The sequence below is a fragment of the Thermus sp. KWY1 genome (assembly GCF_057547025.1).
This window is the reverse complement of the sequence record NZ_BAAJPG010000016.1, coordinates 138,600-150,558: the sequence shown is the minus strand read 5'-3', so window position 1 is coordinate 150,558 and position 11,959 is coordinate 138,600. Positions and strand designations below refer to the sequence as shown.

General features: G+C 62.9%; 13 protein-coding genes. 7 read left to right on the top strand and 6 right to left on the bottom strand.

Features of this window, described 5'->3' with window-relative positions; translation table 11 throughout:
* Positions 1 to 13 precede the first annotated feature (13 nt).
* From AC27GT_RS04360 to AC27GT_RS04340, 5 genes are all read left to right on the top strand, one after another.
* Complete coding sequence (locus tag AC27GT_RS04360) at positions 14 to 1,825, top strand: AfsR/SARP family transcriptional regulator (protein WP_219758574.1); 1,812 nt, start codon at positions 14 to 16, stop codon at positions 1,823 to 1,825.
* 3 nt (positions 1,826 to 1,828) lie between these two features.
* Complete coding sequence (locus AC27GT_RS04355) at positions 1,829 to 2,482, top strand: Crp/Fnr family transcriptional regulator (RefSeq protein WP_219758575.1); 654 nt, start codon at positions 1,829 to 1,831, stop codon at positions 2,480 to 2,482.
* An 89-nt stretch (positions 2,483 to 2,571) separates the two neighbouring features.
* The gene (locus AC27GT_RS04350) at positions 2,572 to 2,835 is read left to right on the top strand and encodes a FeoA family protein (protein ID WP_219758576.1); all 264 of its coding nucleotides are present in this window, start codon (positions 2,572 to 2,574) and stop codon (positions 2,833 to 2,835) included.
* Positions 2,836 to 2,881: 46 nt separating this feature from the next.
* The gene (gene feoB / locus AC27GT_RS04345; RefSeq protein ID WP_343231582.1) at positions 2,882 to 4,891 is read left to right on the top strand and encodes a ferrous iron transport protein B; all 2,010 of its coding nucleotides are present in this window, start codon (positions 2,882 to 2,884) and stop codon (positions 4,889 to 4,891) included.
* Entirely contained in the window at positions 4,891 to 5,133 is a 243-nt protein-coding gene (locus AC27GT_RS04340; RefSeq protein WP_219758578.1) for a hypothetical protein, read from the top strand. The genes feoB and AC27GT_RS04340 overlap by 1 nt, the downstream gene beginning before the upstream one ends.
* Before the next feature lie 11 nt (positions 5,134 to 5,144).
* Here AC27GT_RS04340 and AC27GT_RS04335 read toward each other — a convergent pair whose 3' ends face one another.
* Entirely contained in the window at positions 5,145 to 5,411 is a 267-nt protein-coding gene (locus AC27GT_RS04335; protein ID WP_105318230.1) for a ferredoxin family protein, read from the bottom strand.
* Positions 5,412 to 5,550: 139 nt separating this feature from the next.
* Between AC27GT_RS04335 and AC27GT_RS04330 the strand changes: the two genes are divergently transcribed.
* On the top strand, positions 5,551 to 5,946 hold the full coding sequence (locus tag AC27GT_RS04330; protein ID WP_219758579.1) for a hypothetical protein: 396 nt from the start codon (positions 5,551 to 5,553) through the stop codon (positions 5,944 to 5,946).
* Positions 5,937 to 6,284, top strand: a complete 348-nt coding sequence (locus tag AC27GT_RS04325) for a DUF488 domain-containing protein (protein ID WP_219758580.1) — start codon at positions 5,937 to 5,939, stop codon at positions 6,282 to 6,284. The genes AC27GT_RS04330 and AC27GT_RS04325 overlap by 10 nt, the downstream gene beginning before the upstream one ends.
* 173 nt (positions 6,285 to 6,457) lie before the next feature.
* Here AC27GT_RS04325 and AC27GT_RS04320 read toward each other — a convergent pair whose 3' ends face one another.
* The 5 genes from AC27GT_RS04320 to AC27GT_RS04300 form a co-directional block, all read right to left on the bottom strand.
* Positions 6,458 to 7,585: a TIGR04053 family radical SAM/SPASM domain-containing protein gene (locus tag AC27GT_RS04320; RefSeq protein WP_487223569.1), complete on the bottom strand. Its 1,128-nt coding sequence runs from the start codon at positions 7,583 to 7,585 to the stop codon at positions 6,458 to 6,460.
* 95 nt (positions 7,586 to 7,680) lie between these two features.
* Positions 7,681 to 9,291: a nitrite reductase gene (locus AC27GT_RS04315; RefSeq protein WP_267261351.1), complete on the bottom strand. Its 1,611-nt coding sequence runs from the start codon at positions 9,289 to 9,291 to the stop codon at positions 7,681 to 7,683.
* Between the two features lie 135 nt (positions 9,292 to 9,426).
* Positions 9,427 to 9,723 carry a hypothetical protein gene (locus tag AC27GT_RS04310; protein WP_219758583.1) on the bottom strand — a complete coding sequence of 99 codons (297 nt, stop codon included), beginning with the start codon at positions 9,721 to 9,723 and terminating at the stop codon, positions 9,427 to 9,429.
* Positions 9,716 to 11,146 (bottom strand): cbb3-type cytochrome c oxidase subunit I, encoded by a 1,431-nt coding sequence (locus tag AC27GT_RS04305; protein WP_219758584.1) that lies wholly within the window; start codon positions 11,144 to 11,146, stop codon positions 9,716 to 9,718. Before AC27GT_RS04305 ends, AC27GT_RS04310 begins: the two co-directional genes overlap by 8 nt.
* Before the next feature lie 10 nt (positions 11,147 to 11,156).
* Positions 11,157 to 11,822, bottom strand: a complete 666-nt coding sequence (locus AC27GT_RS04300; protein ID WP_219758585.1) for a c-type cytochrome — start codon at positions 11,820 to 11,822, stop codon at positions 11,157 to 11,159.
* Between the last annotated feature and the right edge of the window lie 137 nt (positions 11,823 to 11,959).

The window sequence follows — 11,959 nt, the reverse complement described above, 5'->3', positions numbered from 1 at the left end:
ATCCTGGGAGGCGATGAAGCCCTTGGCCCGGCTACGGCTAGACCCCAAGGGGATGGCCACGGTCCTCGAGGCCGACCCTTCCTTGGGCCTGGAAGGAGGGGGCCTCCCCTGCGCCCTTCTGGTCCAGGGGCAGGATCCCTTTGGCCGCCCCCTTTGCCCCCGATGCCCGGTGCAACGGGAGCTTAGGCGGGGAGCCTACCGGGCCAGCACGCCCCTTCTCCTCAAGGGCAGGCGCCTCCGGTGCCTGGGCTACCGGGAAGAGGGAGGTTTTCTGGTGGAACTCCATCCCGAGCGGGCCGAACCCCCTGACCTCCTCTTGGAGCTCTCCCGCCTTACCCAGCACCTCCTGCAAAGCCCGGAGAACTTCCCCAGTGCCCTGGAGGAGTTCCTCAAGGCCCTGCGCCTGGCCCTAGGCATGGAGGCCGCCGAGCTCTTCCTGATCGACCCCGAGGGCCACCACCTGATCCTCACCGCCTACGAGGGCCTGCACCGCGAGGCCTTCCTGGAACGACCCTGGTTCCAGCTGGGCGAGGGGTACCCCGGCATCGTGGCCCTGAAGCGAGAACCCCTCTTCACCCACGCCCTGGGGGAGGACCCCAGGTACCTGCGCCAGAAGGTAAAGCAACTGGGATACCAGACCTACATCTGCTACCCCCTAGAGCTTCCCCAAGGGCTCATCGGCGTCCTGAACCTGGCCTCCCGGGATCCGGACCTGGACCACCAGGAGCCCTTGGAAACCCTCTCCCGCATCGGGCCTCTCTTCGCCAGCACCCTGTACACCCTCCTCACCCGCTTAGGGGAGGTAGGCCTACAGGCCCTTCACCAGCACCTCTACCGGGGTGAGGTTTCCGAGGCCCGTTTGGCCTTCCTCAAGGAGATCCGCCGCCTAAGCCAGGCCACCGGGGTCCGGGTGGTGGCCAGAAGCGGGGAGAGGTGGGAAGCCGGTTTGGTCCCCCCGTGCGAGATGCAAAACTGCCCCGCCTGGAAAGGGGAAGTGGTGGGCTACAAAAACGGCCTTCCCCCCTGCCCCGAAGCCCATGGACGCCCCAGGACCTGTCTGCCCCTTTGGGCCCGGGGGGAGGTGGTGGCCATGGTGACCCTGTTCCACGCCCGCCCCCCCAAGCCCGCCACCCGTCCCGCGGCTCCTACCCTCTGGTTTTCCCGCCTGGCCACTCCTTTCCTCTTTCCACCCTTGCACCCGCAGGAGAAACCTGGCTCACCGGAGCTGGAGATCTACGCCCTGGGACAGTTCCGCCTGCGGTACCGGGGGAAAGAGCTCACCCCCAAAAGCTTCGGGCGGGCTGGAGCGTACCAGCTTTTCAAGTACCTTCTGGCCAACAAGGACCGGGCCCTTTACGTGGAAGACCTTTGCGAAACCCTCTGCCCTCACCTGCCGCCTGAAAAGGCCAAACAGGAGCTTTACACCCTGGTTTACTACCTGCGCAAAACCCTGCCCGGCATCGTGGAGCGGGAGGGGGAATACTACCGCTTGAAGCTTCCCGAGGATCGTTTCCTGGACTTTGAACGCTTTGAGGAACTCATGCGCAAGGCCGATCTTGAGGACGGGCTTTCCGCCTTTAAAACGCTAAGGCAGGCCCTGGACCTCTACAAGGGCCCCCTCTTCGGGGATGACCCCTATGGGGAGTGGGCGGAGGCGGAGAGAAGCTACCTGCAGGACCGGGCCCTTGCCGGCCTCCTGCGCCTGGGGGAGCTGGCCGAGGCCCTGGGTTACCTGGAGGTGGCCAAGGAAGCCTACGCAAGGGCCCTAAAGCTGGAGCCCTTCCTGGAAGAGGCTCAAAGGCGCCTGAGCTTCTTGAAGGGGTAAGGAATGGATCTTAAGCAGGTTCCCCTCTTCCGAGACCTGGCCCTCGAGGACCTCAAGGCCTTGGAACACGAGGCCAGGGCCAGGCGGCTAAAGCGGGGGGAGGTGCTTTTCCTCGAGGGGGAGCCCGTGCGCTCCCTCTTCGTGGTGGAAAGGGGCCTCATCAAGGTGTACAAGCTGGACCCCGAAGGGCGCAAGCAGGTGGTGCTCCACCTGGAAGGCCCAGGACGGGTCCTGGCCGAGGTGGCCCTCTTCCTGGACCGGCCCACCTACCCCGCCAGCGCCGAGGCCCTGGAGGATACCCAGGTCCTGGCCATTCCCAAGGAGCGCTTCTTCCAGCTGGTGGAAGCCCGCCCGCCTTTAGCCCGGGCCTTGATCCGGTACCTGGCCCGCCGCCAGGGGCAGCTTCTGCACCTCCTGGACCGCCTGGTCTTCCACGAGGTGCGGGAGAGGCTCTGCGAGTTCCTCCTGGAGAAGCTTTCCCAGGAAGGGCAGGGCTTCCACCTGCCCACCAACCCGGAGCTCGCCGCCCTTTTGGGCACCGTGCCCGAGGCGGTTTCCCGCAACCTAGGCCAGCTCTACCGCCAGGGCCTGATCCAGTTGAAGGGGCGGCGGGTGGAGATCCCCAACCCACAGGCCCTGGTGGACTTACTCAGATGAAAATAGTTATCGTTTCTAACTTACAAAATCCGAGCGGAATACTTGACATTAGCCCAGCTCCGGTTTAGCCTGGCTCCAGGAGGTCGGTTATGTTTTCCCTAGCCCAGCTCTCCCCTGGTCACCGGGCCCGCATCCTCCAGGTCCCCCCGGAAAAGAAGCGGCTTCTCGCCTTGGGGTTAAGACCTGGGACCGTGGTGGAGATCCTCCTCAAGGCTCCTTTGGGAGATCCCCTCGAGGTTCGGGCCGGGGAAACCTACCTGCTCTTACGCCGGGCAGAAGCCAGGGGAATCCTGGTGGAAGCCCTGATCGCGGCAGAACCCCATGAGCTGCCCCCGGTGCCACCCACCAGATAGTGCCACCCTGCAGGCCTCGCCCACCCGCACGGAACGCTGGGTCCTGGTGGGTGGACCCAATACCGGGAAATCCTCCCTCATCAACGCCCTGGCAGGAAGCCAGCTTTCCGTGGGGAACTGGGCGGGGACTACCCTTGAGCGCCTCTCCGCCCGCGTGGACCTGAACCAAACTCAGGTGGAGCTGGTGGACCTGCCCGGCACCTACAGCCTCCTCGCCACCTCGCCCGAAGAGGCCCTGGTGGTCCGCGAGCTCCTGCAGAACCCCCCAGACCTGGTCCTTAACGTCCTGGACGCGGGCAATCTGGAAAGGAGCCTGGTCCTCACCCTGGAGCTCATGGAGCTTGGGTTGCCCATGGTCCTGGTGGTTAACCTCCTAGACGAAGCAGAGGCTAAGGGCCTGAAGATCAACCTCGAGGCCCTGGAGGAGGACATGGGCCTACCTGTGGCCGGCACCGTAGCCAGCCGGGGCCAGGTGGCGGAGGTCTTGGCCAAAGCTAAGGAGGCCCGTGTTCCAAGCCCTAAGGTGCGATACCCCGAGGCCCTGGAGAAGGCGATAGACCGCCTTACCCCTCGGATTCCCAACCGGGCCTTGGCCCTTCTGGCCCTCATGGGGGAGGAAAACCTTCCCCTATCCCAGGAAGCGCTGAAGGCCGTCGAGGAAGAACGAGCACACCTGGAGAAAACCGGCCTGGATCCCTACCTTCTGGCCCTCGAGGCCCGGTACGCTACGGCCCAGGAGGTTTACCACCGGGTAGCCCATCGGATAGGAAGCAAGCCCCCCCTTACCGAGAAGCTGGACCGCCTGGTTCTCCACCCCCTCCTGGGGCTACCCTTGTTCCTCCTGGCCCTGTTCCTTACCTTCCGCTTCACCTTCACTCTTTCCACCCCCTGGGTGGACCTGATCGGCAGGGTCCAAGAGGTCCTGGCAGGATGGGTCGTCGCCCTGCCCATACCCCCTTTAGCCCGGTCCTTCCTGGCGGAAGGGTTGGTGGCCGGGGTGGGCACGGTCCTGGCCTTTACCCCTCTCCTCTTCCTCCTCTACCTGGCCCTGGCCTTCCTGGAGTTATCGGGCTTTTTGGCCCGCATGGCCTTTGTGGCCGACCGGGCCATGCAGTGGGCAGGGCTTCCGGGCAAGGCCTTCATTCCCCTGGTGCTGGGTTTCGGTTGCAATGTGCCCGCCGTATACGCCACCCGCACCCTCTCCCATCCCCTGGACCGCCTCCGAACCGCCTTGGCCATCCCCTTCATGGCCTGTGGAGCCAGGCTTCCCGTCTTCACCCTTTTCGCCTTCGTCTTTTTCCCCCGGCAGGCTCCTCTGGTGGTCTTAGGGCTATACTTCCTGGGGTTGATCACGGGCCTACTCACCGCTCTTCTTCTGGGCAAGGTGCTGCGGGCTGAACGAGGAGAGGGGACCATGGAGCTTCCCCCCTACCGCTTCCCCCCCTGGCGGCTTCTCCTGCGCTTGGCTTGGGCCCGGACCCAGAGCTTCGTTCAAGGGGCAGGGGGACCTATCCTGATAGCGGTTTTAACCGTCTGGGGTTTGCTTCACCTCCCCTTCCCGGGAGGAAGTCCCTATGCCTTCTTGGCCCAGGCCCTCACCCCTCTCTTTCATCCCTTGGGCCTCGAGGATTGGCGACTGGTGGGGGCCTTGATCCCGGGATTTATCGCTAAGGAAGTGGTGGTGGGCACCCTGGGGGTGAGCTTCCTCGGGGCAGAGGGCCTTAATCCGCTGAGCTTCCTCGCAGGGGTAAAAGCGCTTCTCGATGGCCTCCTTTCCGCCTTAACCGGTACCCTTCGGGGCCTTGGGTCGCTCTTTCTTCCCTTCTCCTTAAACCTTGCCCCTGAGCCCACTCCCCTTCAGGTGGCCCTTAAAGAAGCGGTTTCCCCCTCCGGGGCCTTGGCTTATCTGGTCTTCGTCCTCCTTTACACCCCTTGCGTGGCCACCTTGGCCGCACTCCGCCAGGTGATTGGCGGAAGGGTAGCCCTGGCCGCCGTGGTGTACCAGTTTTCCGTGGCCTACATGCTGGCCTTTTTGGCCCGCCAGTTACTGCCATGATGGCCAAAGTCCTGAACCTCCTCACGTCCCCCAAGACTCCCCGGGAGCTGGCTGGAGCGCTGGGGCTCAGCCTCGAGGTCACCCTTCTTCTTCTTCAGCAACTGGAGCGAAGGGGCTATGTGCAATCTCTCCCCTGCACTACATCCTGCGGGGCCTGCGCCTTCCGCAACCTCTGCCCCGGGCCCAACGAAACCCCCTGGGTGCGAATCCCGGGAAAACTCGCTCCAGGCCCCACGCCCTAGTTCTTAGCCCGCTACCCTTGCTCCAGCACGGGCACGTTAGGCAGGGTTTTAGCCCAGTGCCGATTCTTTTCTATGTACTCCCTCCACGGCTCGGGAACATCCTCCTCGGGGAAGATGGCGTTCACCGGGCAGGCGGGCACGCAGGCCCCGCAGTCAATGCACTCGTCGGGGTGGATGTAAAGCTGCTCCCCGGCATCGTAGATGCACTCCACGGGGCAGACCTCCTGGCAGGACCGGTCCTTTACGCCGATGCAGGGCTCGCAGATCACGTGGGGCATAGCTACCTCCAAGGCCTAGCCTGCTCCCTGGCTTTCGGCCCGTCCATGACCGGGGTCAAGGGATCTTGGGGGCACGCCTTCCAAATCTCCCAGGAACAAGCTCACACTTGTGCGGGAGCGAGAAAGACAAAAATAGAACATGGTGGCTTTGAGAAAGCTCCTTCCCCCCTATACCCTCCACACTCCGGGCGGAGAAAGGGTGTACCTGCCGGACCTTAAGGGGAAGATACTGGTTCTCCTACGGAACCCCGGGATGGCCCAGGCCCTGGCCCTCCGCCAGGAAGAGCTCGCTACCCTCGAGGCGCAGGCCTTCCTCCTCGCCCAAGAAACCCACGAAAGCCCCTTGCCCCTCCTCTTGGACCGGGAAGGAAACCTGGTCCACGCCATCCCGGAAAAGGGCATACTGGTGGCCGACCCCTTCCTGGAGATCTACCACCTGGGGCCGGTGGAGGGCGTGGAGGAAATCCTGGACTGGGTGCGCTTCACAGGAGCCCAGTGCCCGGAGTGCGTCCTCCCGGAGGCGGAATGGCTTTAAGGGTAAAGCGCGTTTACGAGCCGGCTTCCCCGGAGGACGGGGTGCGGGTGCTCGTGGATCGCCTCTGGCCTCGAGGGCTCAGCAAGGAAAAGGCCCGGGTGGACTGGTGGGCCAAAGAGCTCGCCCCCTCCGATGCCCTCCGCCGCTTCTTCGCCCACGACCCCGGGAAGTACCCGGAGTTCCTCCGGCGCTACCGCAAGGAGCTGGAGGGCAACCCCGCCTTGGAGTACCTAAAAGCCTTAAGCCGGGAGAGGACCGTGACCCTCCTCTTCGCCGCCAGGGAGGAACGCTACAGCAACGCCAGGGCCCTGCTGGAGATCCTGGAGCAGGAGGCTTGAGCCCAGCCCTCCCGACCCCTTAGGCAAAGCTGGTGCGCCAAGAAACGGTACCCGAGACCGGTCTTGCCCTTACCCGCCGCTATTGGTAGCGGGAAGCAAGCTTTCTGTGTTCCCTCTTCAGCTTGTCCTTGGCACCCGCCTTGCCTGCCCGCACCACGCCCCCGCCCAAGCCCTCATCCCACTCTGGAAACTTTACCCACCTTCTCCAACCAAGCCGGGGGCACATAGACGCACCGGGGCTCGCTGGCGAGGTAATCCCCGGTTTCCGCCCAGGCCCTAGCCCGGCTTCCCCCGCACACAAAGCGGTACTCGCAGACCCCGCACTTCCCTTTGAGGAGGTCCTTATTGCGGAGTTCTTGAAAGAGGGAGCTATACCGGTAAATCTCCAGGAGAGACTTCTCCCGGATGTTGCCGGCGTAAACGGGCAAGAACCCCGAAGGGGCCACATCCCCGGTGGCGGACACGAAGACAAAGCCGTTGCCGTCCGTAACCCAAAGCCGGGAGTGTTCCATACCATCTTGGAAATACTCCCGGTGGAGGCTTTCTCCCGCCGCCAGGGCCCGGTCCTGCGCACCCAGTTCCCTCCGCCTCTCTAACACCACCCGGCGAAAGTGGTGGGCTTCAGTGGTCTTTACATGGAAGGGGTAGGAAAGGGAAACCTCGTAAAGCCAGTGGAGCACTTCCTCAAACTGCCTAGCGGAGAGTTGCTTTAACAAGGCCCCCCGTCCCACGGGCACCAGGAAGAAAAGGCTCCAAAGGACCACCCCCTTCTCCGCCAGGAGATCGGGTAAAGCCCGGATCTCCGGCCAGTTTTCCCGGGTCACGGTGGTGTTCACCTGGGCGGGAAGCCCCGCTTCCTTGGCCCATTCCAAGGCCGCCAGGGTCCGGGCAAAGGTGCCCTCCTCTCCCCGGAAGGCATCGTGGCTTTGGGGGCTTGCCCCGTCCAAGGAAAGGGCCAGCCGGGTTACCCCTGCCTCCTTGAGCTGGAACACCTTTTCCCGGGTGAGAAGGGGTGTGGCCGCCGGGGTGAGGCCCACCTTAAGCCCCAGCTCCCGGGCCCTTTGGATGAGGAAAAGGAGGTCAGGGCGGGCAAGGGGGTCTCCCCCGGTGAGGAGGAGGAGGGGCTTAGGGCGGTAGGTGGCCACCTCCTCTATAAGCCCCAAGCCCTCCTCCGTGGAAAGCTCCCCAGGCAGGGGGTGGGGCATGGCCGAGGCCCGGCAGTGGCGGCAGGCAAGGAGGCAGGCGTTGGTCACCTCCCAGGCCACCAGATACGGGTACTGGGCGAACTCAGGACGCTCCATAGGGGCAAGTTAACCGGAAGACTCCCTGCCGGCCATGACCGGGATCAAGGCCAAGCGGGGAGCGCTTGGGCGCTCCCCGCCCTCACCCCAGCAGGCTAGTAGATGTCGTAAGCGGTGTTGTACACGTTGAACTTCCCCGTAGGGGTGCGCACCCAGTCCCCGGTGATGCGGGCCTTTTCCTTGAGGGTAAGGGCATCGTAGACCACGATGAAGGTAGGGGTATCCTTAGAACCCCAGGCGGAAACCCAGATCTCGGTCCCACCCTTGTTGAATTCGGGATGCACCATGCGGGCCTTCAGCTCCTGGGCTCCCGGCACCTCCCAGCACTTGGCCACCTCCAGCTTGCGCTTGTCTATGGCGCAGAGGCTGGCAGCCGCCTGGGGACTCGGGCTCATGGGGAAGTCCACGATGACCCAGGGGCTATTGGGGTGGGTCTTGATGAAGAGGGTACCAGCGTAGGGGAGGGTGATCCGCTTGACCACCTTCCAGGCGTACTGGGGATGCTTTTCGGGATCCACACCCACCACGGTCACCTCGGGGCTACCGATGTTCCCGGTGGCCCAAACCGGCCCGTAAGTGGGATGCTCCCAGTTGGAACCCCGGCCCGGGTGGGGCCTGACCCCCGCCTCCACCTCGGCTGCGAACTCCCGGGTCTTGGTATCTATTACGATCAGCTTGTTCAACGCGTTGGCCGCCACGATGAAGTAGCGCTTCAGGGCCCAGCCCCCATCGTGCAGGAAGAGATCGGTGTCGATCATGGTGATGGGCAGGGGCCGACCTTTCTTGTGCAGATTGGAGTAGTCCACCAGCCAGGTCTGGCCCGACTCCTTGAGGTTTACGATCCACTCGGGGTTAAAGTGGCTCGCCACGATGGCGGCCACCCGGGCTTCCATCACCAGTTCCCCGGCCCCCTTAGCGTAGGAGATGGTGGAGACCATCTTGAGGGGCTCGAGGGTGAGACCATCCAGAACCACCATGGTGGGTGGCCAGTAGCACCCCACCACCGCATACTTATCCTCGTAGCCCTTGAACTTGCTGGACTCAATGGACCGGGCATCCAAGCAGGGCTTGGACTCCGCCACCACCTGGGGCGGGTTCATCCAGAGGTCTATCAGGCTCGCCTTCCCGTCCCGGCCGATGGCCATAAAGTACCGCCCCGTGGCGGACGAGCGCAGAATATGCGTGGCGAAACCGGTGGGCACGATGGTCACCAACTCCTTCTTATCCCCGTCGATGATGGCCACCTGCCCCGTATCCCGGAGCACCTGGCCGAAGAAGTTCTGCCAGTTGCGGTTATGGAGAGGTTTGGTGGGCCGCTTCTCCGGGGGCACGTGCACCTTCCAGGTCTTTTTGATCTCCTCAAAGGTGGGAACTGGAGGCGCTGGGGGCTGCTCCAAAAGGAAGCGGGCAACGAGCTCGATGTCCTTTTCCTTAAGAATCCCCTGCCGTCCCCAATCGGGCATGCCCCCAGGAAGGCCGCCGAAGATCACCGCCTTCAGGTACTCCACTCCCTTTTCCGCCATCTTCTTGGGGTCAAGGGCGGGACCTGTCGCTCCCTTCCGCAACACCCCATGGCACCCAGCGCAGCGGTCAAAGTAGATTTTGGCTGCTTCCTCCTTCTCCGCCGGGCTTAGGGGAGCAGGAGCCTGGGCCAAGGCCAAAGCGGCCAGCAGCAGAGATCCTAATAAACCTAACGTTCTTTTCACAGCTTTCACCTCCATCAACTAGGATATAAGTGTCCGAGTAGTACAGATGTCCTATGGCCAAAGTCCCTACAAATCTCCCCACCTAAACTGGAAAAAGCCGGACCCCATACGGGGTCCGGCAGGGGGAAGGAAGGGCTAATGGGCGTGCTCTTTTTCGTGGAAGGTGGTCACCACCCACCACATCCCCTGGGGGATAAAGAGATAGACCGCGGAGCTAAAAGCGATCAGGTACTTCCAGAAGGGATCCAAGTAGGGCGGCAGAATCATGCCCAAAGCCCCCAGGGCCTGCAAGGCGGCGAAGAGGTAGGAGAAGGTAACGACGGAGGGCCTCTCCAGCATCCGCCCCAGGGCGTAGAACATGGCGTAGAACCCTGCGGCGGAAACCATGAGCATGCCATAGAGCATCAGGTCCCGCACCACTTCGCTAGTCATGGGCCCCCACCTCCTTGGCCACCTTGGCCTCGCCCTTGCCGATGGTCACCACATCCCAGAGGAGAACCAGGTAGCTGATCAGGAAGAAGACCCCAAAGACAAAGCGCCAGACCATGCCGCTTTGGAACCAGGGGTGTTGCTGAGCGTCTATGTAGGCCTGCCAGGTGCTGCCCCCGATGGCCCGTTCCACCATGGTCTGGGTAAAACCGGCGATGGTCATGGCCGCCGACATGCCGAAGATGCTCACCACCATCAGCACAAACGCCCATTTCCAGAGCTTAGAGTCAAAACGGGGAAGCTCAGGGCGACGCACCTGGTGGAGCGCCATGTAGATCACCGTGAGAATGGCGGTGACATAGGCTCCAAAGAAGGCCAGGTGGCCGTGGGCAGGGGCCAGCTGGGTACCGTGCGAGTAGAGGTTGATCTGAGGCAGGGTCTGCATGAACCCCCAGACCCCAGCGCCGATGAAGTTTCCGAAAGCTTGGGCGATGGCCCAAAAGAGGGCCGGTTGGTTCACGGTCTGCATGCGGTGCATCCCCGCGTCGTAAACCGCATGAACCACCATGGCCACCAGGGGTATGGGCTCGAGGGCGCTAAAGAACCCTCCCAGGCCCAGCCAGTACTCCGGGGTACCTATCCAGAAGTAGTGGTGCCCAAGGCCCAGAATCCCGGTGCCGAAGACCAAGGCCACCTCCAGGTAAAGCCAGGTCTCCACGATGCGCCTTGGGGTTCCCAGAAGGTGCATCAAGGCCATGGCCATGATGGAGCCCACCAACACCTCCCAGGTGGCCTCCACCCAGAGGTGCACCACCCACCACCAGAAGTACTGGTCCATGGAGATGTTGGGGGTGTAGTGCATGCCCGCGGTGTAGAGCCCGGCCAGGGCCACCAGGTCAAACATCAACACCGCCACCACCCCGGTGATGCGCTGGGCCTTGAGGGCCGTGGCCACCACGTTGTAGAGGAAGATGGCCATCACCGCCACGATGCCAATATCCGCCCAGCGGGGGGCTTCTATGTACTCCCGGCCCTCGGTGATGAACCACAGGGTAAAGGCGTTGCCCGGCCCGTACTGCACAAGGAGATACACCAACACCACGATTCCCACCGCGGCGATAAGGGTAAAGAAGGCGAAGCGGGCAAGCCAGATGCCCACCACCTCCCGCCCGAGCTCCAGGGGCAGGAACCAGTACACCCCCCCCATGAAGCCGAGAAGGAGCCACACCACCATGGCGTTGATATGGAGCATCCGGTTGGTCATGAAGTTAAGCTTGCCGTGAAGAAAATTAGGATCCAGGTACTGCCAGGCCGCCAGCAGACCGAAAAGGACCTGGGCCCCAAAAAGGGCCAAGGCCACCCAGAAGTACCAGAGGGCCAGTTTCTGGGACTCGTAGAGTTTTCCTTGCGGTAAAGCCTGGGTCATGGTCCACCTCCTACTGCACCCCGGCGAAGCGGTCGGGGAAGCCGTTGGTATCGATGGCCGACATCCACTTCAAGAAGGCCACCAAGGCCTTGGCCTCCTCCTCGCTTAGGCCAAGGTTGGGCATACGGCGAACGAAGGTGGGATAGCGGTCGGGGTGTTGAAGCCATTCCGCCATGGCCTCCTCCTTGGTGGCCTTGCCGGTCATGCCCTTAACCATGGTTTCCCACTTGGGGTCCAACCAGGCACGCGTGAGGTCGGGAGCGAAGTAGGCCCCGTTACCCAGAAGGGTGTGGCAGTCCATGCAGTTGCGGCTCTGCAAGGTCATCTTGCCCTTGTTGACCAAGGTGTAGGCCTCCTCCTCGCTCCAAACCTTGCCGAAAAACCCCACCTCCTCCCCGATGACCGGGATGTCCCGCCGCTTCTCGTAATCCCGCTTGAGCCCTATGGCCTTGTTGATCACGGTGTAGGCCGGCACCCGGGCCGAGCCCTCCCGGATCTGGTTCAAGGAGTCAATGGTCAGATACACCAGGATCCCGGTCATGATCAGGGAGCTCACCACGGCCGCATTTCGCCAGAAGCGGGGCTCGAGCCATCCGGACCCCCGGGAAAGCCACAGGGTGAGGACCACTGTGGCAAAAAGCGCCCCGATGGTGGTTTCTATCCAGCCGATCTCCATACCTTAACCTCCTTTCACCTCCAGCTCACAAACTCGGATTAAGCCGGTGGAGTTTCCATGACCTAGGTCAAGGGCAAATGTCCCAGAAAGAGCTGTAATGGGAAGGCAACCGACTTGCTAGCCGAAAACCAAACTTC